20 protein-coding genes and 1 pseudogene are annotated in these 23,266 nt (G+C 62.9%); 9 read left to right on the top strand and 12 right to left on the bottom strand.

Annotated features, from left to right (window positions below):
- Nucleotides 1-472: transposase domain-containing protein (locus tag QU481_RS21340; RefSeq protein WP_289832018.1), on the bottom strand; the 472-nt coding region annotated here is incomplete at its 3' end.
- 532 nt (nt 473-1,004) lie between these two features.
- Nucleotides 1,005-2,336: an MFS transporter gene (locus tag QU481_RS21335; protein ID WP_289832017.1), complete on the bottom strand. Its 1,332-nt coding sequence runs from the start codon at nt 2,334-2,336 to the stop codon at nt 1,005-1,007.
- Nucleotides 2,337-2,469: 133 nt separating this feature from the next.
- Here QU481_RS21335 and cyoA point away from each other — a divergent pair, with 133 nt between their 5' ends.
- From cyoA to cyoD, 4 genes are read left to right on the top strand one after another with little or no spacing between them, the layout of a single operon-like run.
- Nucleotides 2,470-3,471 carry a ubiquinol oxidase subunit II gene (cyoA, locus tag QU481_RS21330; RefSeq protein WP_289832016.1) on the top strand — a complete coding sequence of 334 codons (1,002 nt, stop codon included), beginning with the start codon at nt 2,470-2,472 and terminating at the stop codon, nt 3,469-3,471.
- Entirely contained in the window at nt 3,455-5,458 is a 2,004-nt protein-coding gene (gene cyoB / locus QU481_RS21325; RefSeq protein WP_289832015.1) for a cytochrome o ubiquinol oxidase subunit I, read from the top strand. Before cyoA ends, cyoB begins: the two co-directional genes overlap by 17 nt.
- Nucleotides 5,451-6,086, top strand: coding sequence for a cytochrome o ubiquinol oxidase subunit III (gene cyoC, locus QU481_RS21320; protein ID WP_289832014.1), 636 nt, complete (start codon nt 5,451-5,453; stop codon nt 6,084-6,086). Before cyoB ends, cyoC begins: the two co-directional genes overlap by 8 nt.
- Complete coding sequence (cyoD, locus tag QU481_RS21315) at nt 6,083-6,472, top strand: cytochrome o ubiquinol oxidase subunit IV (RefSeq protein WP_289832013.1); 390 nt, start codon at nt 6,083-6,085, stop codon at nt 6,470-6,472. Before cyoC ends, cyoD begins: the two co-directional genes overlap by 4 nt.
- A gap of 256 nt (nt 6,473-6,728) precedes the next feature.
- On the opposite strand, the gene QU481_RS21310 is transcribed toward cyoD, so the two are convergent.
- Entirely contained in the window at nt 6,729-7,655 is a 927-nt protein-coding gene (locus QU481_RS21310) for a LysR family transcriptional regulator (protein WP_289832012.1), read from the bottom strand.
- Between the two features lie 133 nt (nt 7,656-7,788).
- On the opposite strand from QU481_RS21310, the gene QU481_RS21305 reads away from it, so the two are divergent.
- The 3 genes from QU481_RS21305 to aguB all read left to right on the top strand — a co-directional run bounded on the left by QU481_RS21305 (nt 7,789) and on the right by aguB (nt 10,932).
- Nucleotides 7,789-8,880, top strand: a complete 1,092-nt coding sequence (locus QU481_RS21305) for a polyamine ABC transporter substrate-binding protein (RefSeq protein ID WP_289832011.1) — start codon at nt 7,789-7,791, stop codon at nt 8,878-8,880.
- Nucleotides 8,881-8,893: 13 nt separating this feature from the next.
- Nucleotides 8,894-9,991: an arginase family protein gene (locus tag QU481_RS21300; protein ID WP_289832010.1), complete on the top strand. Its 1,098-nt coding sequence runs from the start codon at nt 8,894-8,896 to the stop codon at nt 9,989-9,991.
- Between the two features lie 71 nt (nt 9,992-10,062).
- Nucleotides 10,063-10,932 (top strand): N-carbamoylputrescine amidase, encoded by an 870-nt coding sequence (aguB, locus tag QU481_RS21295; protein ID WP_289832009.1) that lies wholly within the window; start codon nt 10,063-10,065, stop codon nt 10,930-10,932.
- 63 nt (nt 10,933-10,995) lie between these two features.
- Here the strand turns inward: aguB and QU481_RS21290 are convergent, their stop codons facing one another.
- From QU481_RS21290 to rpe, 8 genes are all read right to left on the bottom strand, one after another.
- On the bottom strand, nt 10,996-14,070 hold the full coding sequence (locus QU481_RS21290) for a transglycosylase domain-containing protein (RefSeq protein WP_289832008.1): 3,075 nt from the start codon (nt 14,068-14,070) through the stop codon (nt 10,996-10,998).
- A 271-nt stretch (nt 14,071-14,341) separates the two neighbouring features.
- Nucleotides 14,342-15,805 carry an anthranilate synthase component I gene (trpE, locus tag QU481_RS21285; RefSeq protein ID WP_289832007.1) on the bottom strand — a complete coding sequence of 488 codons (1,464 nt, stop codon included), beginning with the start codon at nt 15,803-15,805 and terminating at the stop codon, nt 14,342-14,344.
- Nucleotides 15,806-15,934: 129 nt separating this feature from the next.
- Nucleotides 15,935-16,603: a phosphoglycolate phosphatase gene (locus tag QU481_RS21280; RefSeq protein WP_289832006.1), complete on the bottom strand. Its 669-nt coding sequence runs from the start codon at nt 16,601-16,603 to the stop codon at nt 15,935-15,937.
- A 17-nt stretch (nt 16,604-16,620) separates the two neighbouring features.
- Nucleotides 16,621-17,289: an anti-sigma factor gene (locus QU481_RS21275; protein ID WP_289832005.1), complete on the bottom strand. Its 669-nt coding sequence runs from the start codon at nt 17,287-17,289 to the stop codon at nt 16,621-16,623.
- A complete protein-coding gene (locus QU481_RS21270; protein ID WP_289832004.1) occupies nt 17,286-17,843 on the bottom strand; it encodes an RNA polymerase sigma factor in 558 nt (185 codons plus the stop codon). The genes QU481_RS21275 and QU481_RS21270 overlap by 4 nt, the downstream gene beginning before the upstream one ends.
- 254 nt (nt 17,844-18,097) lie before the next feature.
- Entirely contained in the window at nt 18,098-18,982 is an 885-nt protein-coding gene (locus tag QU481_RS21265) for an RluA family pseudouridine synthase (protein WP_289832003.1), read from the bottom strand.
- On the bottom strand, nt 18,979-19,737 hold the full coding sequence (locus tag QU481_RS21260) for an SDR family NAD(P)-dependent oxidoreductase (protein WP_289832002.1): 759 nt from the start codon (nt 19,735-19,737) through the stop codon (nt 18,979-18,981). The genes QU481_RS21265 and QU481_RS21260 overlap by 4 nt, the downstream gene beginning before the upstream one ends.
- The gene (rpe, locus tag QU481_RS21255) at nt 19,737-20,417 is read right to left on the bottom strand and encodes a ribulose-phosphate 3-epimerase (protein WP_289832001.1); all 681 of its coding nucleotides are present in this window, start codon (nt 20,415-20,417) and stop codon (nt 19,737-19,739) included. Before rpe ends, QU481_RS21260 begins: the two co-directional genes overlap by 1 nt.
- 173 nt (nt 20,418-20,590) lie before the next feature.
- Here rpe and apaG point away from each other — a divergent pair, with 173 nt between their 5' ends.
- Nucleotides 20,591-20,968: a Co2+/Mg2+ efflux facilitator ApaG/CorD gene (apaG, locus tag QU481_RS21250; protein WP_289832000.1), complete on the top strand. Its 378-nt coding sequence runs from the start codon at nt 20,591-20,593 to the stop codon at nt 20,966-20,968.
- A 217-nt stretch (nt 20,969-21,185) separates the two neighbouring features.
- Nucleotides 21,186-22,985: an ABCB family ABC transporter ATP-binding protein/permease gene (locus tag QU481_RS21245; RefSeq protein WP_289831999.1), complete on the top strand. Its 1,800-nt coding sequence runs from the start codon at nt 21,186-21,188 to the stop codon at nt 22,983-22,985.
- A gap of 45 nt (nt 22,986-23,030) precedes the next feature.
- Here the strand turns inward: QU481_RS21245 and QU481_RS21240 are convergent.
- Nucleotides 23,031-23,266, bottom strand: a pseudogene (locus QU481_RS21240) (IS4 family transposase); the annotation flags it as partial.

The raw sequence follows: 23,266 nt of genomic DNA, 5'->3' as shown, positions 1-23,266 counted from the left end.
ACTGCGGATAGCTGGCGGCTACGCCGGAGGCATAAGCCTGTGCTCCGAAGTGCTGACGATTCTCTGGGGTATCCGAGGTACGCAGCGTACTGCCATCAATCGCGTAGCGGGCCAATCCGCGCCAGCTCCTTCCCCGCTGATGCCGCTCATCCCAAGCCAGCGCGCTGAGCCCGAAGAGTTGGGCCAACGGTTCCTCGCCGAGGCGCTGCCGCGCCTGGGTCAAGGCGCTCTTGGCAATCTCTGGATTGACCTCGTCAGGCAGCACCAGATCGAGATGAGCGACGACCTCCGGGATGGACTGATGCCGGTACATAGCCAACGCAATGACCAGCCAGACGACCTGTTCGGCCGGCAATCTACGCCGGCGCACGCTGGCTTTGCCGGTCACTGCAAGCGCGTGGGCGATCCATGCCGGGTCAATCTGCTGAGAAAGAGCAGAGAAATCAGGGTGTTTATGAGCCTTGCTTATCATCTGGACCAACGTGAGGGAGTCAACCTGGCCGGAATATGAGCCAGATTCGCACCATGAGAAATGCCGTTCACTTGCTTAAGTGAACGGCATTACCCCGATGCGCGGGCTTTCGGCCTGCCTCGCGCCGGCCAAACGACCAGGCGCCGCCGAACTCGCACCGCGCTGCCGCCGCGACGAAAACTTAGCCGCTTGACGATCGCTCGGCAGTGCAAAGGGGATGGGCAGGGAAACTGCAGCAGTTGCGGGCTCGGAGTATGCCAAAAGACTAGGGAGTCGATGCAGATTCCCGCGAGTCTGGTCAGCTGTGCCTGTGATATCTGTCCATTTACATTCTCAAGGCCTGGACTTGGCCAGAAGCATGTTTAGGTCCATGAATGCTTCCACTACTCACTGACGGACAGCATCACAGCTCACCAAGGCAGTTCATCAGCCAAAACAGACCTTTCAGCCTTATTAGATGAACAATGGATGCTTCAGCAACAGAAGCAGCCATCTAAAGTGGCTAGCAAACCAGGGGTTATTTTCAGGAGCATCAGTCGTGCTCACCCAACGCTTTGTACACCCGCAGTGCGATCAGCGTGCAGAGGACGCCGGAGAGTAGATAGAGCGTTGCCGCGATCAGACCGAAGCGGAACGACAGGCCCAGCGCCACCAGCGGCGCGAAAGCCGCACCGATTAGCCAGGCAAAGTCCGACGTCAGCGCCGCGCCGGTGTAGCGGAAACGGGTCTCGAAGTTCGAGGTGACACTGCCAGCGGCCTGGCCATACGAAAGGCCGAGCAGGGCGAAGCCGATCAGGATGAAGGCGTCCTGCGCGGCCTGGCCACCGCCCAGCAGCCAGGGCATCAGCAGGGCGAACACACCGATCAGCACGGCGACCGAGCCCAGCGTGGTACGTCGACCGATGCGGTCGGCGATGAGGCCCGAGGCAATGGTACCCAAGATGCCCACGCCGGCCCCGACGATCTGTACTACCAGTACAGTGGTCACGGACTGTGTTTCGCCCAGCACGATCCACGACAGTGGGAAGATCGTGACCAGATGGAACAGCGCATAGCTGGCCAGCGCCGCGAACGCGCCGATGAAAATATTGTAGCCCTGCTTGCGCAGCATCTCGACGATGCCAATGGGTTCCAGCTCGCGCTCCTCCAGCGCCAGGGTGTATTCCTCAGTCACCACCAGGCGCAGGCGGGCGAACAGCGCCACCACATTGATCGCAAATGCCACAAAGAAGGGATAGCGCCATCCCCAGTCGATGAAGTCGGCATTATCAAGCTGGGTGTGCAGGAACAGGAACAGTGAGCCGGCGATCATGAAGCCGATCGGCGCACTCAGCTGACCCAGCATGGCATACCAGCCGCGACGCTGCGGCGGCGTGTTCAGTGCCAGCAACGAGGGGAGGCCGTCCCACGAGCCGCCCAGACCGATGCCCTGCAGCAGACGCAGCAACACCAGTAACGTGATCGACCAGCCTCCAATATCGGCGTAGCCGGGCAGGAAGGCGATGCCCGCGGTGGCGATGCCTAGCACAAACAGTGAGATGGTCAGCTTGGTGCCACGCCCCCAACGACGCTGGAAGTTCATGAACAGCATGGTGCCCAGCGGCCGCACCACGAACGCTGGTGCGAACACCACGAAGGCCAGCAGCATGCCGTCCAGCCGGCTCACGAAGGGGAAGAACACAGAAGGGAAGACCAGCACGCAGGCGATGCCGAACACGAAGAAATCGAAATATTCCGAGGTGCGGCCGATCACCACACCGACCGCGATCTCGCCGGGCGCCAGCCTAGCATGGGCCTGGATGCGGCTGATCTCCTCAGTCGAGGAGCCGTTGGAACCGGGGCCTTCCTGCATCGTGCTTGACATTGCCGTCACCTCGAATTATCGAAGTAAAGAAGATGTAGCGACGCTTGAGTCTCCAGTCTTTATAGCCGCGTCGCAGGTGCCAGGTGGAAATTGACGGTCAACCGGTATCGATCAGAGCGGGGTGTCGCCAGCCATGTTCAACAAGCCGATACGCGGATTACTGGCGATGGCCGTCGTCGGGCCATTGGCCGGTTGCCAGGCCGTGCTGCTCTCCCCCTCGGGCGACCTCGCGCTGCGCCAACGCGACCTGATCATCATCTCGACGCTGCTAATGCTGATCATCATCGTGCCGGTGATCGTGCTCACGCTGCTGTTCGCCTGGCGCTACCGCGCCTCCAATCAGAACGCCGTCTACGATCCCGAATGGGATCACTCCACCCGGCTCGAACTGCTGATCTGGGCGGCTCCCCTGCTGATCATCATTGCGCTCGGTGCGCTGACTTGGGTCAGTACGCACAAGCTTGACCCCTTTAGGCCGCTGGACCGACTCGCAGCCGGCCGTCCCGTGCCCGCCGACGCCCGGCCACTCGTGATCGACGTGGTCGCGCTCGACTGGAAGTGGCTGTTTATCTATCCCGAACAAGGGATCGCTACCGTGAACGAGGCGGCCGCGCCGATAGATCGGCCGATCCGCTTTCACATCACCGCCAGCAGCGTGATGAACTCCTTCTTCATCCCTGCGGTGGCGGGGCAGATCTATGCGATGCCAGGTATGGAGACCAAGCTGCAGGCGGTCGTGAACCAGCCGGGCGAGTTCGAGGGTTTTTCGGCCAACTTCAGCGGCGATGGCTTCAACGGCATGCATTTCGTTTTCCACGGCCTGAGCAACGAAGCGTTCTCGCAATGGGTGCAACAGGCAAAGTCCGGCAACCAGGCGCTGGGGCGTGATGCCTACTTGAAGCTGGCGCAACCCAGTGAAAACGAGTCGGTGAGTCGTTACGCGACCGTGGCATCGGGTCTGTTCGACGACATTGTCACCAACTGCGTGCAGTCGAACCCTTACTGCATGGGCCGCATGCAGGCCATAACAGAAGCCGAGCAAAGCGTTGCAGCAGACGTCTGTACTGCTCCGCTCCCCCAATACCGGCAAACCAGCCGGAGCGCGAACGGTGCCGACCATGTCCACCCCCTCTGAGCTCAGCACACTGATCTTCGGCCGACTCACGCTGGATCAACTGCCGCTGCACGTGCCGATCGTGCTGGGTACTTTTGCGGCGGTGGCTATCGGCGGCATCGCCCTGCTGGGCGCGATTACTTACTATCGCCTGTGGGGCTACCTCTGGCGAGAATGGTTCACCAGCATCGACCACAAGAAGATCGGCATCATGTACATCGTGCTTGGCCTGGTGATGATGCTGCGCGGCTTCGCCGATGCGCTGATGATGCGCGCGCAGCAGGCGATCTCATTCGGCCACTCGCTGGGTTACCTGCCACCCGAGCACTACAACCAGATCTTCACTGCGCACGGCGTGATCATGATCTTCTTTGTGGCGATGCCGCTGATCACCGGCATCATGAACTTCGTGATGCCGCTGCAGATCGGGGCACGCGACGTGGCGTTCCCGTTCCTCAACAATTTCAGCTTCTGGATGACGGTGTCCGGCGCGGTGCTGGTGATGCTGTCGTTGTTCGTAGGCGAATTCGCGCGCACCGGCTGGCTGGCCTACCCGCCGCTTTCGGACATCGTCGCCAGCCCCGACGCCGGAGTGGACTACTACATCTGGGCACTGCAGATCGCCGGCGTAGGTACACTGTTGTCAGGCATCAACCTGCTCACCACAATCATCAAGATGCGCGCACCGGGCATGACTTTGATGCGCATGCCGATCTTCACCTGGACCGCGCTGTGCACCAACGTGCTGATCGTGGCGGCATTCCCGGTGCTCACCGCGGCGCTGGCGCTACTGGCGCTGGACCGCTACGTGGGCACCAACTTCTTCACGACCATCCTCGGCGGCAACGCCATGATGTATGTGAACCTGATCTGGATCTGGGGCCACCCGGAGGTCTACATCCTGATTCTGCCGTGCTTCGGCATCTACTCGGAAGTAACCTCGACGTTCTGCCGTAAGCGCCTGTTCGGCTACGCCTCGATGGTGTACGCCACGGTGGTGATCACCGTGCTGTCCTACCTGGTGTGGCTGCACCACTTCTTCACCATGGGCTCGGGCGCTAGCGTCAATTCGTTCTTCGGCATCACCACGATGATCATCTCGATCCCGACCGGCGCGAAAATCTTCAACTGGCTGTTCACCATGTACCGCGGCCGCATCAAGTTCGAGGTGCCGATGCTGTGGACGATCGGCTTCATGGTGACCTTCGTAATCGGCGGCATGACCGGCGTGCTGTTGGCCGTGCCACCGGCGGACTTCTCGCTGCACAACAGCTTGTTTCTGATCGCGCACTTCCACAACGTAATCATCGGTGGCGTGGTGTTCGGCCTGTTCGCCGGCATCAACTACTGGTTCCCGAAGGCGTTCGGTTTCCGGCTCGACCCCTTCTGGGGTAAGTGCTCCTTCTGGCTCTGGCTGGTGGGCTTCTGGGTTGCCTTCACGCCGCTGTACCAGCTGGGCCTGATGGGGGTGACGCGCCGGCTCAGTCACTTCGAGAATCCCTCGCTACAGGTCTGGTTCGTGATCGCGGCGTTTGGCGCCTTCCTGATCCTGCTCGGCATCGTCAGCATGCTGATTCAGTTCTGGGTGAGCTTCCGCCGGCGCGAAGCGTTGCGTGACGTCACAGGCGATCCGTGGGACGGCCGTACGCTGGAGTGGTCCACTTCATCACCGCCGCCGCCGTACAACTTCGCGTTCACGCCGCTGATCCACGGCCAAGAGGCCTGGTGGGAGATGAAGCGGCACGGCTACCGGCGGCCGGTAACGGGCTTCGTGCCCTTGCACATGCCGAAGAACACGGGTGCGGGCATCATTCTCGCCGGCCTCAGCCTGGTGTTCGGTTTTGCGATGATCTGGTACATGTGGCCATTGGCAGCGATTTCGTTCGTCGCACTGCTGGCCACTGCGATCGGTCACACCTTCAACTACCAGCGCGACTACAACCTGCCAGCTGACGAAGTGGCTCGTGTCGAAGCCGCGCGCACCGCGCTCCTGGACAGCCATGGCTGACACTACACTCCCTCTCTCTTCAGGCGGTACGACGGAGCCGCTGCAATTCCACGTCGCTGAGGAGCCGCACCCGCCGAACGGCACGCTGCTGGGCTTCTGGCTGTACCTGATGAGCGATTGCCTCGTGTTCGCCTGCCTGTTCGCAGCCTATGGCGTGCTAGGCCGCGAATACGCGGGAGGCCCCACCGGAGCGCAGGTGCTCGAACTGCCCACCGTGGCGCTTAACACCACCTTGCTGCTGCTGTCCTCGATTACCTACGGCTTCGCAGTGCTGGAGATGCAGCGCAACCACCAGCGGCCGATGATGCTGTGGCTGACCGTCACCGGTCTGCTCGGCGCCGGCTTCGTCGCCCTGGAGCTGACCGAGTTCGCCCACCTGATCGAGGCTGGTAACGGCCCGCAGCGCAGCGCCTTCCTGTCCTCGTTCTTTACCTTGGTCGGCACCCATGGCCTGCACGTCACCTGCGGCATCCTGTGGCTGATCGTGCTGATGGTGCAGGTGAGCCATAAGGGACTGATCCCTGCGAACAAGCGGCGCCTGATGTGCCTATCGATGTTCTGGCACTTCCTCGACGTGATCTGGGTGGGCGTTTTCAGCTTCGTTTATCTGATGGGGGTGTTGCCATGAGTACGCATGATGAAATGCATCCCGATCACGGTGACGAGCACGGTGACATCGAGGAAGTTCATGCCACCCTGAAGGGCTACCTCACGGGCTTCGTGCTGGCGGCCGGACTCACCATCATCCCGTTCTGGCTAGTGATGGGCGGCGTGTTCACGAAATCCGGCCCCGCGGATGCGTTCATCCTGCTGCTGGCCGCGGTGCAGATCGTGGTGCATGCGATCTATTTCCTGCACATGAACACCAAGTCCGAGGGCGGCTGGAACCTGCTGGCGCTGATCTTCACCCTGGTGTTGGTGGTGATCACGCTGAGCGGCTCGGTCTGGATCATGTTCCACCTCAACGACAACATGATGCCGATGACCCTACAACAGGCGCGCAACCTGCCGTAAGCGCGGGGCGATGCTTGAGGCGATCCTGACATCGCAGCCGATCTCAGGAACTACACCGGATGACGATCAGCACGGTATGTGCGGACTGCTCGCGCTGATCCTGCCGAGGGTGGGTCTTGTTCGCCGACTTCGCGGCACCGGGCACCTGACAGGGAGAAGGCTTGGCTTGGAAGTGTGCGCCTATAGCATCTACGCGGCACCATCACTGCCATTGGCGCAGAAACCCTAAAAAAACGCGACGCCACGCAGAGCCACCTCAACCCACCGCCGACCGATAACAAAAATGCTCTGCCATCCACTCGGCCAGCTCCGCCACGAACAGCCGCACCTTCGGCGAATCCCGCCGCGTGCTCGGATAAGCCGCATACACATGCTCGCGCCCGAAGCTCTCGCCCTCGAACTCGTAATCGGTCAGTAGCGGCACCAGCCGCCCCTCGCGGATGTGGCGGATCACGCTCCACTGCGGGCAGGGGAAGATGCCCAGCCCGGCCAGCGCCGCGTCCAACAACAGGTCATAGTTGTCCGATACCATCGGTCCGCTCGGCGCGACCTGCCAGGTGCGCCCGTCGCGGCGCAGCAGCCAGCCGGGGTTCAGCATCGGGTGGCGGTAGAGCAGGCAGGCGTGTTCGGCCAACTGTTCGGGGCTGGTCGGGGTGGCGTGGCGGGCTAGGTAGTCGTGGCTCGCGCAGATCAGCACCCGGTTGTTGCCTACCACCTTGACGATCTGGTTGGGCAGGTCGTGGCGGCCCAGCCGCAGCGCCAGGTCGAACCCCTCGGCCACCATGTCGACGAAGCGGTCGCACAGCGTCACGTTCAGTTCCACCTCGGGGTAGCGCTGCAGAAAACGCGGCCCGAATTCGGCCAGCACCGCCCGACCGTAGGACAGCGGCGCAGTCAGACGCAGCAGGCCGCGCGGACGGCCGTCCAGCTCGGCAATGCGCTGGCGCGCTTCGGCCAATCTTTGCTGCACCTCGCCGGCGGTTTCGAGATAAATGCGCCCGGCCTCGGTCAGCGCGACATGGCGGGTGGTGCGCTCCAGTACCCGCACGCCCAGCGAAGCCTCCAGGCCGTGGATCGCCTTGGTGATCGCCGACGGCGTCTTGCCCAGCCGCGTGGCGGCACGGGAGAGGCTGCCGGTGTCGGCCACGGCGATGAAGGCGTCGAGAGCGGCGAGCATGTCCATGGCCAGTCTTTCCTTTTTGGAAAAAAAGTAGTTCCTCCCCATTGTCTTATCTTTTTTCGCCCGCTGCCTAGAATCGAAAGCACGGCAGCCACGATGTAGCCGAGCACAAGATAACGAAGCAAAGGAGAAAGCGATGAAAGCAGGATACAGGACCATCTGTCTTGCCGTGATGGCGCTAGGTGTCGCCACCTCGGCCCATGCGGCCGAGCTCAACATCTACAACTGGGCCGAGTACTTCGCGCCCGACACCATTGCCAATTTCGAAAAAGAAACCGGCATCAAGGTACGCCTCGACACCTACGACAGCAATGAAGTGCTGCAGGCAAAGCTGCTCACAGGCCACACCGGCTATGACCTGGTGTTCCCGTCCAACGACTTCCTGGCGCGGCAGATCCAGAACGGGGTGTACCTGAAGCTCGACAAGAGCAAGCTGTCCAACTACAAGAACCTCGACCCGGTCATGATGCAGAAAGCGCAGCAGGCCGACCCGGGCAACCAGTACAGCGTGCCATACATGTGGGGCACCACCGCGATCGGCTACAACATTGGCAAGGTACAAAAGGCACTGGGCGCACCGGTGCCGCCCAACAGCTACGACCTGGTGTTCAACCCGGCCTACGCGGCCAAGCTCAAGTCCTGTGGCATCGCACTCAACGACTCGGCCAGCGCGATGTTCCCGATGGCACTGCGCTACCTCGGTCGCGACCCCAACTCGACCAACCCGAAGGACTACCAGGACGCCTACGCGATGATGATGAAGGTACGGCCTTACATCCGCTACTTCATCTCCACCCCAGTGATGAACGACCTGGCCACCGGCGAGGTATGCGTCACCACCGGCTATTCCGGCGCGGTGCTGGTCGCCCGGGTACGCGCCCAGGCCGCCAAGAACGGCCAGCAGATCGGCTACAGCCTGCCGTCGGTCGGCGCGCCGCTGTGGTTCGACAATATGGCCATCCCCAAGGATGCCAAGAACGTCGACAGCGCGCTGAAATTCATCGACTACATCCTGCGCCCCGACGTGGTAGCCAAGATCAGCAACGCGGTGATGTACCCGAGCCCGAATGCCGGCGCCAAGAAACTGATGAACGTGGCGCTGACCGGCGACCCGATGATCTACCCGGACGCCAAGCGCATGCAGACGTTGTGGGTGCAGCGCCCGTTCGACCCGGCCACGCTGCGCCTACAGACCCGGCTGTGGACCCGTTTCAAGACCGGCCAATAACAAGGGAGACAACATGACGAAGACCGGTTTCATCTACGACGAGCGTTTTCTCGAACACAGCGCCGGCCACCAGGTCTACGCCGGCGCCGACTGCGGCGAGGAGTTCGACAGCCCACTGCGTCTGGTGCACACCAAGCGCCTGCTGGACGCCTTGGAGATCACCCCGCGGCTGACCCCGCTCGGCTTTACGGCCGCCAGTGACCAGCAGCTGCTGTGCGCGCACTCGGCCGACTATCTGGCCAGCCTCGCCGCCCGCTGCGCCGCTGCCGGCGACACCATCGTCCAGCTGGGCGACGACGCCCGCGGCGGCAGCACCACCGAACGGACCGCTCGGCTGGCCGCCGGGGCCGCCTGCGCGGCGGTCGACGCGGTGCTGCAGGGCCAGGTCGACAACGTCTACGCGCTGATTCGCCCATCCGGCCATCACGCCGGTCGCGACTTCTCGATGGGCTACTGTTACTACAACAATGCCGTGGTGGCGGCGCGCCATGCCCAAGCCGTGTACGGCCTGGAGCGAGTGGCGATCATCGACTGGGATGTGCACCACGGCAACGGCAGCCAGGCGCTGTGCTACGACGACCCGTCGGTGCTGTTCGTGTCGCTGCACGAGGAAGACAACTATCCGCAGGACGGCGGCGCGAGCGACGAGGCGGGCGAGGGCGCCGGGCTCGGCTACAACCTCAATCTGCCGCTGCCGGCTGGCACCGGCAACAAGGGGTATCTCGCCGCCTTCGACGAGATCGTGCTGCCGGTGCTGCACCACTATCGCCCGCAGTTGATCCTGATCTCGGCAGGCCAGGATGCCAACGCCTACGATCCGCTCGGGCGGATGCGGCTGACCCGCGACGGCTACACCGCACTGGCGGCGCGGCTGAAAACCTTGGCCGAGCAGGTCTGCGACGGCCGACTGGTGGCACTGCAGGAGGGCGGCTACAGCCTGCCGTACCTGCCGATCGCGACGCTGGGCGTGATCGAGGGTCTGAGCGGGCAGGTTAGCGACTTCGTCGACCCGCACCATTTCCCGGCTCGCTCCATCGCGCCGCAGGAGCGCACCGCACTCGATGCGCTGCGGCAGAGCCACGCCCGCTACTGGCCAACACTGACCGAATGAGCCCCGTTCCCGCCCAAGATGGGCGGGTGCCCCCAGGTCAATGAGATAAGAACATCATCAGGAGACACCCCATGCGCAACATCACCGTCGCCGCCACCCAGATGGCGTGCAGTTGGGACATCGAGGCCAATCTCGCCAACGCCGAGGCGCTGGTACGAGAAGCAGCCGGGCAGGGCGCCAATCTCGTACTGCTGCAAGAGCTGTTCGAGACGCCGTACTTCTGCATCGACCAGATCGCCCGTCACAACGAGCTGGCCCATCCGCTCGAGGGCCACCCCTGGCTGCCACGCTTCCAGACACTGGCACGGGAGCTCAACGTCGTGCTGCCGGTCAGCTTCTTCGAACGAGCTGGGCAGACCCAGTTCAACAGCATCGCCATCATCGACGCCGACGGCAGCCTGCTCGGCCACTACCGCAAGATGCACATCCCGGACGGCCCGGGCTACACCGAGAAGTTCTACTTCTCGCCGGGCGATCTGGGCTTCAAGGTGTGGGACACCCAGGTTGGCCGAATCGGCGTCGGTATTTGCTGGGACCAGTGGTTCCCCGAGTGCGCGCGCAGCATGGCGCTGATGGGCGCCGAGTTGCTACTGTACCCGACCGCGATCGGCTCCGAGCCGCACGACGCCGGCATTGACTCGCGTCGTCACTGGCAGAACACCCAGCGCGGCCACGCCGCCGCCAACGTGATGCCGCTGATCGCCAGCAACCGCATCGGCACCGAGCGCGGCGAGGACAGCCAGATCACCTTCTATGGCAGCTCCTTCATCGCTGGGCCCGACGGCGAGCTGGTGGCCGAAGCGAGCCGTGACGAGCGCCAGATCCTCTTGGCGAGCTTCGACCTCGATGCCATTGCCGCAAAACGGCGTAGCTGGGGCGTGTTCCGTGACCGGCGCCCCGAGTACTACGGTGCGCTAGCGACGCTGGACGGGCGGGCCTGATTGGGGTTCCCCCGAACGTAAAGAGGCAGCCCCGGTGGCTGCCTCTTTGCGTTCGCTGGTTGATCACTCTTGGGGGGGCTGAACCGGAGCCGCAGGCGGGGGCGTCACCGTAGGAAGCCCCTGCAGATCCAACTGTTGCTTCAACGTCGGCGCCAGCACTTTCAGTATCTGCACCGGCAAGGCGCTGGTGAACTTGTAGTTGGCGGCCTTCGGGCCCGCGACATAGGCAAGCAGCGTGCCAAAATAGCGGTCGCCGATGTAGAACACGAAGGCGCCGGAGCGGCTCACCACGCGTTCCGATGTCACCGCGCCGCCCCGGGCGAAAGTCTTGAAGCGGTTGTCGCCGGTGCCGGTCTTTCCCCCCACCATCAGATGCTTGCCGCTGGGTGCAGTGAACGCGCCGGCGACACGACGCGCAGTTCCCTGCTCGACGACCTCCGACAGCACCTGGCGCACCAGCTGCGGAATCTCGGGCGGCAGTACGCGCACGGGTTTGGCATCGCCGCGCCCGAGCCGCGTGTCGTAAGGGGTACCGGCGGCAAAATGCAGGCTGTCGATGCGCAGCGTGGGCAGGCGCACGCCGTCGTTGACGATGACCCCCATCAGATCGGCGAGCGCGGAGGGGCGGTCGGCCGACGCCCCGAGTGCGGTCGCGTAGGAGGGCACCAGAGACTCGAATGGGTAACCCAGCGCTTTCCACGTCTGATGCACCTTCTTGAAGGCCTCGATCTCCAGCAGTTGCTTGATGCGCTTGTCCTGTTTGTACTTGTTCCGTGTCTTGAAGAGCCAGTGGTAGACCTCCTGCCGCTGAGCGGTGCTAGCCTCCATCACTTCGGAGTAAGTCGCAGCCGGATGTACACGCAGGTAGTTCAACAACCACAGCTCCAGCGGGTGCACACCGGCCAGATAGCCGCGGTCAGCCAGATTGAAGCGATCAACCGAATACTCGTCATACATCTTGCCGAGCTCTTCCTCGTCCAATCCCGCCCTAGGCAAATAGGTGGCGATGAACTTCGCCATTTGCACCTGATCGGCATCCGGTTCGATGCTGCGGAAAATCACCGCCAGCCGTTTCGGCGTGGCATGGATGCTATCTACCAGCGCGGCCTCCGCCTCCGGGAATGACTTGCCGTGGTACTTGCGATAGAAGCCGGCGAGGAACACGCGCCCCTCGCGGTCGGCGAACGTCTCAAGATACTGCTGGCGGCGCGGATCGCTCGTATCCCCCAACAACGCGGCTCGCGTGCCCGGGTCCTGATACAGGTAGTAGTGCACGATGTCGCGCATCAGCCGTATGTAGACCAGGTTGACCGAGCGCCGTGTCGCCTCGCGGACGGTAAGGATGCGCGAGTTATCGTTGCGGTCGAAGTTCACGAAGGAATGCAGACCACCGCCGGTGAAGAAGCTCTCGCCGGGGTTCGCCGAGTATTTGCGCTCAAGCGACGCCGCAAGCATCGCCGACAGACTGTGATCGGGCGTCTTGGCGAGATAATCGACCGCCCAGCGCCTGATCGGGTCCTGCGGCACCACCTCAACCTTATTCAGCGCCTGGCGATCTAGGTCCATGTATTGGTCGTGCAGTTGAGCGATGATCTGCAGGTAATTGATGAGCGTGCGCAGCTTGGCGGTCGACCCCAGGTCGAGCTTGACGCCCTCATTGATGTCAAATGGCTGGTCGAAGTTGTCGGCCTGCACGCGGACGCGGTTGCCGTTCGGTGTACGCTCGAGCAGCGTAAAGCTATAGGTAACACCGGTGGGATTGCCTTCGGCAAGCAAATCCTTGCCGACCAGCCCCACCGATTGGGCATAGTCCGGGTCGCGCAGCTTGATGAGCTCGGCGGTCACCGCCTGCTGCAGTGGCAGGTCTAGCGTGCTCTTGACCGTCAGGTCCAACCGGTCGAGGTCATACATGCGTCTAACGCCCAACAACGACGCAAGCTGCGTACGCACGGCGTTGGCCCCCTTGCGTTCTATCGGCGGCGGAGAGGGCAAGCGGACACGCTCCTTCTGCTGTTTGAGCGACTGATCGAGCGCCGCGTCGCGAAGTTCCGGCGTAATCACACCAGCTTTGCTCATCAGGCGCAGATACGAATCGGTCAGCGCCTCCAGCGTCTCAATGTCGCCACCCAGAAAGTACGACGGGCTTCGCTGCGAGATCAGCAGGCTGAGCGCTTCCTTATAGACCAGCGCACGCTCAGCCAGCGGCGCGGTGGGATCGTCGGAGAGCAGGCGGTTGGCCTCGTCGAAATCCCGGCCGTACCACGCCCATAGACCGTCGCCCACGCCGGCGATTTCGCCGAAGCCGGCACGGGCCGCGAGCGGCACCGTGTTCAGGTAGTCGACCACCAGTTGCTGGCGCGCCGCCGTGGTGTCTTCGCCATTCAGGTAAGCGCGCACCGAGGCCGACAGCATCTGACGCAGTTTTTCCAGCGGGGAGCCGGTACGCCCCTCGGGCGAGTGGCGGTATTTCTCAATCTGGGTGGCGAGGGTGCTGCCGCCTGGCGGACGGTAGCCCGGTTTCACCAGGTGGATCGCCTCGTCGCTCAGCGCCTTGCCGAAGCGCGACCACTCGACCGCAGGATTGCGCCGTGGCTCGCTCGGATCGAGCAGCGTATGGTTTTCGATATACAGCAGCGAATCGGTCAGCAGACGCGGCACCGCCTCGAGATTGGGATAGAGGCGCTGCGGATAGCGTGTCTGATAGATCGTGCGGTTGGCGCGATCGAGCACGGTGAGCCCGGCCTGGTCCTTCTCGTGGTAGGGCATGAACAAGCCCTCGTCGAACAGCATCGTCATGCGCTGCGACTGCCGCGCTTGCGACTCGATGTCGAAGTCCCGTGCCTCAAGGCGTCCGAGATAGGTAGGCATGTCCGCATAGCCGAAGCGCAGGTCGTAGGGGCCGCCTTCCTGCGGGAAGCGGATAGCCTGGCTAGGCCCCGACTCGACCTGGAAGGTCAGCTCACGGCCCAGGCCTGCAAAGAATTGTGCTTGCAAGCGGGAGGTGCGGAATTCATCCAGAGCGAAATAGACGAGGAGGCCACCCATCGCCAAGAACAGAACGACCAACACGAGCACGATACGTAACTTGGTCGAAATGCGTTTCTTAGGCTGAAGTTCTTCTTCTACCGGGGCTGACATGGCTGCAAGACACCGTCACGTAACTCGACGCATCCGTAGGCTGGCCATCCCGAACCCAATCACTTGCGCAGGTGGTGGATGCGCATTACCACCGCAGCACAGGATCGCCCGATCCTATGGGCGACCATCCGAGGCCTCGAAAGCCTCATATCTAACAATAGAGCGAAATCCCAAGACGGAGGGTATTCGTCCGGCGTAGCAGTACAAAAAACTGCGGGCAATAAAGAAACGCGCCATCCAGGCGCGTTTCTTTGGCAACGGTTTGGTTGGGTCAGGCATCCAGACCCTTTTGCACCAGCTCGGCCGCACGCACTACCGCGCGTGCCTTGTTCTGCGTTTCGAGCCATTCCGACTCGGGCACCGAGTCGGCGACGATGCCGGCGCCCGACTGCACATACAACGTCTGGTTCTTGATCACCGCGGTGCGAATCGCGATCGCCAGGTCCATATCGCCCGAGAAACCGAGGTAACCGACCGCGCCGCCATAGATGCCGCGCTTGGTCGGCTCGTACTCGTCGATGATCTCCATCGCACGGACCTTCGGGGCGCCGGACAAGGTGCCCGCCGGAAAGGCGGCCTTCAACACATCGATGTTCGAGACCTGCGGTGCTACCGTGCCCTCAACGCTCGAGACGATGTGCATCACGTGCGAATAGCGTTCGATCACCATCTGCTCGGTCAGGCGCACGCTGCCGGTTTCGGCGACACGGCCCACATCGTTGCGACCCAGATCCATCAGCATCACATGCTCGGCGACTTCTTTCGGATCGGCCAGCAGGTCTTCGGCCAGCGCCTGGTCCTCCTCACGGGTCTTGCCGCGCGGGCGGGTACCGGCGATCGGGCGCACCGTCATCGTGTCGCCCTCGCGGCGCACCAGAATCTCCGGCGACGCGCCGACCACATGGAAGTCGTCGAAGTGGTAGAGGAACATGTACGGTGACGGGTTGAGACTGCGCAGCGCGCGGTACAGCGCCAGCGGCGACTCGGCAAACGGCATCGCCATACGCTGTGCCAGCACCACCTGCATGATGTCGCCCTCGACGATATAACGCTTGGCGTCGACCACCGCCTGCTTGAATTCCTCCTCGCCGTATTCGGACTGCGCCTGCGTCACCGCGGTCGGCAAGGACAGTGGCAGCGGAGCCGGTTCGCGCAGCTTGGCACGCAGCACAGCAAGGCGGGCCTCGGCCTTGGCCAGGGCGTTAGGCACAGCCGGGTCGGCGTACACCACCAGATACAGCTTGCCCGACAGGTTGTCGACGACCGCCAGCTCCTCGGACAGCATCAGCAGGATATCCGGTGTGCCGACCGGGTCCGGCTTGCGGGTGCCGGCCAGGCGCTTCTCGATGTAGCGCACCGTGTCGTAGCCGAAATAGCCGACCAAGCCGCCGGTGAAGCGCGGCAGGCTGTCGACCGGCGGAGTGCGGAAGCGCTGCTGGAACGCCTCGATGAAGGCGAGCGGGTCGCCCTCGTGCTGTTCGATCACCTTATCGCCGTACTCGACCTGCACGCGGTTCTCATTGACACGCAAGCGGGTCGTGGCAGGCAAGCCGATGAAGGAATAGCGGCCAAAGCGCTCCCCGCCGACCACCGATTCGAGCAGGTAGGAATAGGGTGCATTGGCCAGTTTCAGGTAGACCGACAGCGGGGTGTCGAGGTCGGCGAACAGTTCGAGGGTAACCGGAATACGGTTGTAGCCAGCGGCGGCGAGCGACTGAAACTCGTCGTGAGTCATGCATTTCTCCCAATAGGTCGTGTGTAGGTGAAGGCGGAAGGACGGCGCGATATCAGCGATGCCATCGCCAGCTGGCCAGGTTGGGCAGAAACTTCATGACTCGTATCGGATGGATTCTTGGCAAAAACGCTAGTTATTCTTCATCAAATCGTACAGCTCGGCAAGGCTGCCGATCACCGTGTCGGCATTGAGCTGGCTGACATCGCCATAGCCGTAATTCACTGCGACCGCCGTGCTACCGGCCGCGCGGGCAGCCAGTACATCGTTAGCCGAATCGCCGACCATCGCCAACTCGTTCGGCTTGATGCCAAGCACGTCACAGGCATGCAGCAAGGGCAGAGCCGACGGTTTCTTCTCCGGCAGGCTGTCCCCCCCCAGAATCAGGCTGAAGCGATCGACCAGACCCAGCTGCTGCAGCAAAGGCACCGCGAAGCGTTCGCTCTTGTTGGTGATCACCACCAGCGGCAGCTGGCGCGCGCGCAAGAGGTCCAGCCCGGTCTCGACGCCGAGGTAGAGATGGCTGTAGTCGCAGAGGTGCTCGTGATAGTACTTCACGAAGAAGGCAAAGCCCTCCTGCCAGGTCTCGATCGGCGCCTGGCCCTCTCGGTCGTCGGTGAGCGCGCGGTGTACGAGGCTAGCGATGCCATCACCGACGTGCGATTGGATGCGTTCGGCCAGCAGAGGAGCCAGGTCGAAGTGCAAGCGCATCGCATTGGCAGCGGCAGCCAGGTCCGGAATGGTATTGGCCAGCGTACCGTCCAGGTCGAACGCGACGGCTCGGATATGGGAGAGCGTCATGGCAGTGTCAATGCATATCAGCTGATGATCAGCGCACCAGTATACACCACTGGTCCGGTGGGTTTGTCCTCGGGGGAGCCGCCATTGAGCTCGATCGATACCGCCAGCTGCGCGGCATCCGACAGCGGCGCGACCAGATTCACCCGCGGCTTTTTGCCTTCGAGCAGGCCGAGCGAGCGCGGCGTACCGTCTCGTCGCAGCGCCCACAACTCCAACACCTTGCCGGCTGGCAGATCGACCGGCTGCAGCAGCGTCACAGCCAGCGTCCGCCTCGCCACATCGCGGCTGATCACCATGGTGGCAACGCCGTTGCTGTCGTTCAGCACGGCAACCGGGGTCGGCAGTTCGGGTTGCGGCATCAGCTGTGGAGAAAAATTCACCACCGCTGCGCTAATCAAAAAGGCGGCCAGCATACCGCTGAGAAACCAGAAGATTGGATGTGAGCGATGCCTGGGCCTGAGGCCTAGCCGTATCTCGATGTGGCGCCAGGTACGACGACGCGGCTTCACCGGTACGGTGGCGGCGTCGAGCGGGGCGAGCAAGGTCTCGCAAGCGATGATTTCACGCTGCAGTGTCGGGTGCACGTCAGCCAGCTTCTCGAACCGAGAGCGTGCGGCACCACGCAGCACACCGCTGACGTAGCGGGCCGCAAGGGGCTGATAGCGTTCGGGGATCAGGTAGTTCATACGCCGACGCACTCTCTCAAATGGGCCACCGCCCGGGTGATCCAGCCTTTCACGGTGCCGGACGGGCTTCCCAAGATGCCGGCGATCTCGCGATGCGACTGGCCGTAAAAATAGGCGAGCACCACACTCTGGCGCTGCGCGGCGGGCAGATGACGCAGGCAATCGCTCAAGGCACTGGTCTCGCTACGCTCGCTCAGCACGGCAAGCGGCTCGTCGCCGGCACCGGGGTCGAACAGCACGGGAGGGGCGGACGATGCCTCGTTCGGGCTCTGCCACAATGCGTCGATCGCCTTGTTACGGGCAATCCGGCCCATCCAAGCTAGCGGCATACCCCGCTCCGGACGATAGTCGGGCGCGTGGTCCCAAATTTCGATGAAGCAGTCCTGAAGCAGCTCCTCGGCCAATGCCCGCTGTCGCACATGGCGCAGCAGTATGCCCAGCAGCTGTGGCGCCGCCAGTTGGTAGAGCCGGGCGAAAGCTTTGCGTTCGTCCAGCGCAGTGTGTGTGAGCAGATCGATCAGCTCTTCGTTTACATCCGGATGGTGACGGTCCACTGAGGGCCCCTGGTTTCATGCCGCCTGAGTTCGATTGTGGCAGCTAAAAACCAAAAAACAACGAGGAGGCCAGCCGGCGTGGCCGCCTCGTTCCCCCTGCATCGGCTGTTAAGAACCAGTTCACGGTCTCGCGAACGAAGGGTCAGCCAAGACGAAAGGCGCGAAAAAGCAGAATGTACTTATCGAGTAGATAAGCATGTTGAGCGTCATTTCAACGCAGGATCACCCGAGTGCAGCAGACCGTGAACAGGCTCTTAAAGCCGGCGCTCGCTGACGAATTCGCGCGACTCGCCGTTGATGGGGTCGGTGAACGCGATCGCGCGCGCCAACAGTTTCAGCGGCTGCGAGAAGTCATCGTCAGCCACCTCGCGCACCTCGGGGTAGAACGCATCGCCGACGATCGGGGCGCCAAGGCCAGCCAAATGCACGCGCAGCTGGTGCTTGCGGCCAGTGACCGGCTGCAGCCGGTAGTGGCACAAGCCGTCCCGCTCGCCGATCAGGTCGATCCAGGTCTCGCTGTTCGGCTCGCCCGGCGCCTCCTGCATGCGGAAGAACGGTGTGCCGGGCACCATGCGGCTACGGTGCACGAAAGGGAAGTCCAGCCCAGGCAGCGCCGGCGCGATTGCTTCGTAGGTTTTGCTGATTGCGCGCTGCTGAAACAGCGCCTGGTAAACGCCGCGGCTTGCCGGGTTGAGCGAGAACACCACAAGGCCCGCGGTATCGCGGTCGATGCGGTGAATCGGCGTCAGCTCGTCGAGGCCGAGCCGACGCTTCAAGCGCACCAGCAGCGTCTCCTGCAGATGGCGGCCGGTCGGGATCACCGGCAGGAAGTGCGGCTTGTCGGCAATCAGCAGGTGCTCATCGCGAAACAGCACGGTTTCGGTAAACGGCACTGGTGTCTCGTACGCCAGCTCGCGATAGTAGAACAGGCAGTCGCCACGCCGCACCGTGCTGTCCGTCGCCAGCGGCCGGCCGGCCTGATCAACCAGTTCGCCGCGGGCGATCCGGTCGAGCCAAACCTCGGCCGACACATCGGGAAAACGAGCGGCGAGAAAGGGCAGGAGCGCCGGCCCTTCTCCGGCCTGCACCCAGACATAGCTCGGGCCGACTCCGTCGCGGGTCGGCAGTGGCGGCTTCACAGCTCGCGGATGTCGACCACCGGCACGCTCGCGAATGCCGGGCTGTCGAGATAGGCGAGGATACGTGCGGCAGTGTCGGCCGGGGAGCTGAGCGCGCCGTCGGCCTTCAGTGCCTCGAAGCGCGCGCGATTGGGAAACGCCTCGGCGGAGCTGCCGCGGATTGTCGCCTGCATGCCGGTGTCGACCACGCCGGGGTAGAGCGCTACCACCTTCACACCGTCGGCATGCTCAGTCTGTTCGAGCGCCGCATGGCGGCTAAAGTGATCGAGCGCCGCCTTGGAGGCGCCGTACACGCCCCAGCCCGGGTATGCCTTCACCGCCGCCCCGGACGATATGCCGATCACGCTGCGCCGTTCAGCCAATCCCTGGGTCTGAGCGATGAAGGTGTTGGTCAGCAGCAAGGGGGCGGTGACATTGATCGCCACCGCCTGTGCGACTGCCAATGGGTCTTCCCACTGACCAACGAGACCAATCGGCGTCACAACCCCAGCGTTGTTGATCAGCGTCAGTGAGGCGAACGGCCCGGCACCCAGTTGCGCCAGCGCCGCCGGTATCAGCGCCGCAGCGGCAGCCGGGTCCACGAGGTCGACCGCCAGCCAGAACAGCTGACCGGGGTAGCGAGCCGAGAGTTCGTCCAACTCGGGCGTCAGAATGCGTGCCGCCGCGACCACTTGCTGACCGGCTTCGAGCAGCGTGGAGGCCAGCGCCAGGCCCAAGCCGCGCGAAGCGCCGGTGACGATGCTGGCGTGTTTCATCAGGCGATCTTGGCCAGTTCGGCGCGCATCGCCGCAATGGTGGCGGCGTAGTCCGGCGTATTGAAGATGGCCGAACCGGCTACGAAGGTGTCGGCACCGGCCTCGGCGATCTGCGCGATGTTGTCGACCTTGACACCGCCATCGACCTCCAGCCAGATCTCGCCACCATACTGCGCGGTGTACTCGTCGATACGCTGGCGGACCATGCGGATCTTGTTCAGCGCCTCCGGAATGAACTTCTGGCCGCCAAAGCCCGGGTTCACCGACATGATCAGCACCATGTCGATCTTGTCCATCACATGGTCGAGGTAGTGCAGGGGGGTCGCCGGGTTGAATACCAGGCCAGCCTTACAGCCTGCGTCCTTGATCAGTGCCAGCGTGCGGTCGACGTGGTCGCTTGCATCCGGGTGGAAGGTGATGATGTCGGCACCTGCTTTGGCGAAGCTGGCAGCGAGCGCGTCCACCGGCTTGACCATCAGGTGCACGTCGATCGGCGCGGTCGTGTGCGGACGGATCGCTTCGCACAGCATCGGCCCCATCGTCAGGTTCGGCACATAGTGGTTGTCCATCACATCGAAGTGAATGATGTCGGCGCCAGCGGCGATGACGTTCTTCACTTCTTCGCCGAGACGGGCGAAATCGGCGGACAAGAGACTAGGGGCAATGCGGAAGTTCGGCATGGAAGGCTCGTGGGGACTGTTTGCAACGAAAGTGCAATTTTAGCGCAAAGCCGAAGCTGGCGGGCTGTTGCCGTGATGTCCATTCCTGATCGATCGCAGCGCTTGCGCTAAGATGGTCAATATCTGGGCTGAGCACGGCGACGGGCCGTGCCGCACAAAAAATGGAACCGACAATGGAAAAGAAATACAGCCTGAAAGTGGAAACCGAGGTGACCTACCTTGCTGACAAATCGGATGTCACTAGCGACCGCTATGTGTTCGGTTACCGCATCCGCATGACTAACACTGGCACGGTGCGCGCGAAACTGGTCAGTCGACACTGGATCATCACCGACGCCAACCACCAGAAGCAGGAAGTGCGCGGCATGGGCGTGGTCGGCGAGCATCCGGACCTGGCACCCGGCGAAAGTTACGAGTACACCAGCGGCGTCTCACTCACTACTCCGTGGGGCACCATGCAGGGCAGCTACCAGATGCTGGCCGAAGACAGTACCCGCTTCGATGCGGAGATTCCGGAGTTCGTCCTGACAGCGCCGCGCGTGCTGCACTGACACCGAAGTGAGTCGGGCAAGGCCAGCCTCACCAGGCCGGCCTCGCTATTTGCGCCGCGGCCAGGTCCACCACACAATGAAAACTGCTAGCCCCAAAGCCAGCAATGCCTCGAGCAACACAATCCACATGCACACCTCCGCCCTTGACGAGGTTGGCCGATCCGGAACCTCGGTTCATCTTCGACCAGGCCGGGGGCATTAACAAGAAGCACACTTCATGCGCGTGACACACACCGGCCCCGCGCCGACCGACCGAAACGACCTGCAGACCCTGAAAACCCTGCTGCCCTACGTTTGGACCTTCAAGTGGCGGGTGATCTTCGCACTGGCCTGCCTGATCATCGCCAAGGTAGCCAACGTCAGCGTGCCGCTATACCTGAAACAGACCGTCGACGCGCTGTCGATCAAGAGCGGCTTGCTGGTGCTGCCAGTGGCGGCGCTGGCCGGTTACGGCATCGCGCGCCTGGCTTCCAGCGTGTTCGGCGAGCTGCGCGACGCGCTGTTCGCCCGGGTGACGCAGGGCGCGATCCGGCGCATTGCCAACTCGGTGTTCCGTCACCTGTTCTCGCTGTCGCTGCGCTTTCATCTCGATCGCCAGACCGGCGGCATGAGCCGCGACATCGAACGCGGCACCAAGGGCATCGGCTTCCTGCTCAACTTCCTGGTGTTCAACATCCTGCCGACGCTGGTCGAGATTGCCATGGTCACCGGCATCCTGCTGACCCGCTATAGCGGCTGGTTTGCCGCCGTGACACTAGGCACCATCGCCGTCTACGTGGTTTTCACCCTGCTCGTCACCGAGTGGCGCATGGTCTACCGGCGCAGCATGAACGACCTCGACTCCAAGGCCAATGCCAAGGCGATCGACGCGCTGATCAACTACGAAACGGTGAAGTATTTCGGCAACGAGCGCTACGAAGCCGAGCGCTATGACCGCAACCTGGCCTCCTGGGAAAGCTCGGCGATCAAGAACCAGGTATCGCTGAACCTGCTCAACGCGGGGCAGGGCTTCATCATCGTCTGCGGCGTCACCGCACTGCTGTGGCTGTCGGCCGATGGGGTGGTGAAGGGCACGATGACGGTCGGCGATGTGGTGCTGGTCTCGGCTTACCTGACCCAGTTGTACGCGCCGCTCAACTTCCTCGGTTTCGTCTACCGCGAAATGAAGCACTCGCTCGCCGACATGGAGCGGATGTTCAAGCTGCTCAATGCCGGCGCCGAGGTAGCCGACCGCGCCAACGCCAAAACGCTGGCCACCGACCACGCGGCGGTGCGCTTCGAAACGGTTGACTTCGGCTACGAGAGCAAGCGGCAGATTCTCGACCAGGTCAGCCTGGACATCCCGGCTGGCAAGACGCTGGCGGTGGTCGGCGCAAGCGGCGCCGGCAAATCAACGCTGTCGCGGCTACTGTTCCGCTTCTACGACGTCAACGCCGGCAGCATCCGCATCAACGACATTGACATCCGCGATTTGACCCAGGATAGCCTGCGCGCCCACATCGGCATCGTTCCGCAGGATACCGTGCTATTCAACGACAGCATCTACTACAACATCGCCTATGGCCACCCCGACGCCAGCCGCGACGAGGTGATCGAGGCAGCTCGATCGGCGCATATCCACGACTTCGTGATGTCGCTGCCGGACGGCTACTACACCACGGTCGGCGAGCGAGGCCTCAAATTGTCTGGGGGCGAAAAGCAGCGCGTCGCGATCGCCCGCACCCTGCTGAAAAACCCGCCGATTCTGGTGTTCGACGAGGCGACCAGCGCCCTCGACTCGCGTACAGAGCGGGCGATCCAGCAAGAGCTGGCCGAGATCTCGGCCGACCGTACCACACTGGTCATCGCGCACCGACTGTCGACCATCGTCGATGCCGACCAGATCGCGGTGATGGACGGTGGCAGGGTAGTAGAGACCGGCACCCACCGCGAGCTGATCGAGCGCGGCGGCCGCTATGCCGAAATGTGGCGGCTGCAACAGCAGCACGAGGCGCAGGAAGCCGAAGAGGCCGCCTGAGCCACTCCGCGCAAAGCAAAGGCACGCCAATCGGCGTAATGCCGTTCACTTAGCGGATCGAACCTGTTTGATTGGGTAACGGGACGGCAGCTTTTTCACCACGCGGGGGCATTCACGCCCCCGCCGTTGTTTCGGTAGCAACAACTCCCCGAGGCGTTCCCGCAGACGCAGCAAGCGCGCCGGCAAGGTGCCGGGGCTGCTGATCGCCAGCCAGCTCCACTCATAGCGCAAATAATGCAGCGCTGTCGTAAAGCTAAGATCGGTCGGCGCAACCCCCACTT

Origin of the sequence: Crenobacter oryzisoli, from assembly GCF_030385785.1 — a bacterium.
Lineage (GTDB): Bacteria > Pseudomonadota > Gammaproteobacteria > Burkholderiales > Chromobacteriaceae > Crenobacter_A > Crenobacter_A oryzisoli.
The sequence above is the reverse complement of the archived record's forward strand: the minus strand, read 5'-3'. Positions and strand labels throughout refer to the sequence as shown.

Bases quoted from the DNA above. Each gene is read 5' to 3' on its own strand.
- QU481_RS21335 (WP_289832017.1), bottom strand. From the start codon at position 2,336: ATGTCAAGCACGATGCAGGAAGGCCCCGGTTCCAACGGCTCCTCGACT.
- cyoA (WP_289832016.1), top strand. From the start codon at position 2,470: ATGTTCAACAAGCCGATACGCGGATTACTGGCGATGGCCGTCGTCGGG.
- cyoB (WP_289832015.1), top strand. From the start codon at position 3,455: ATGTCCACCCCCTCTGAGCTCAGCACACTGATCTTCGGCCGACTCACG.
- cyoC (WP_289832014.1), top strand. From the start codon at position 5,451: ATGGCTGACACTACACTCCCTCTCTCTTCAGGCGGTACGACGGAGCCG.
- cyoD (WP_289832013.1), top strand. From the start codon at position 6,083: ATGAGTACGCATGATGAAATGCATCCCGATCACGGTGACGAGCACGGT.
- QU481_RS21310 (WP_289832012.1), bottom strand. From the start codon at position 7,655: ATGGACATGCTCGCCGCTCTCGACGCCTTCATCGCCGTGGCCGACACC.
- QU481_RS21305 (WP_289832011.1), top strand. From the start codon at position 7,789: ATGAAAGCAGGATACAGGACCATCTGTCTTGCCGTGATGGCGCTAGGT.
- QU481_RS21300 (WP_289832010.1), top strand. From the start codon at position 8,894: ATGACGAAGACCGGTTTCATCTACGACGAGCGTTTTCTCGAACACAGC.
- aguB (WP_289832009.1), top strand. From the start codon at position 10,063: ATGCGCAACATCACCGTCGCCGCCACCCAGATGGCGTGCAGTTGGGAC.
- QU481_RS21290 (WP_289832008.1), bottom strand. From the start codon at position 14,070: ATGTCAGCCCCGGTAGAAGAAGAACTTCAGCCTAAGAAACGCATTTCG.
- trpE (WP_289832007.1), bottom strand. From the start codon at position 15,805: ATGACTCACGACGAGTTTCAGTCGCTCGCCGCCGCTGGCTACAACCGT.
- QU481_RS21280 (WP_289832006.1), bottom strand. From the start codon at position 16,603: ATGACGCTCTCCCATATCCGAGCCGTCGCGTTCGACCTGGACGGTACG.
- QU481_RS21275 (WP_289832005.1), bottom strand. From the start codon at position 17,289: ATGAACTACCTGATCCCCGAACGCTATCAGCCCCTTGCGGCCCGCTAC.
- QU481_RS21260 (WP_289832002.1), bottom strand. From the start codon at position 19,737: ATGAAACACGCCAGCATCGTCACCGGCGCTTCGCGCGGCTTGGGCCTG.
- rpe (WP_289832001.1), bottom strand. From the start codon at position 20,417: ATGCCGAACTTCCGCATTGCCCCTAGTCTCTTGTCCGCCGATTTCGCC.
- apaG (WP_289832000.1), top strand. From the start codon at position 20,591: ATGGAAAAGAAATACAGCCTGAAAGTGGAAACCGAGGTGACCTACCTT.
- QU481_RS21245 (WP_289831999.1), top strand. From the start codon at position 21,186: ATGCGCGTGACACACACCGGCCCCGCGCCGACCGACCGAAACGACCTG.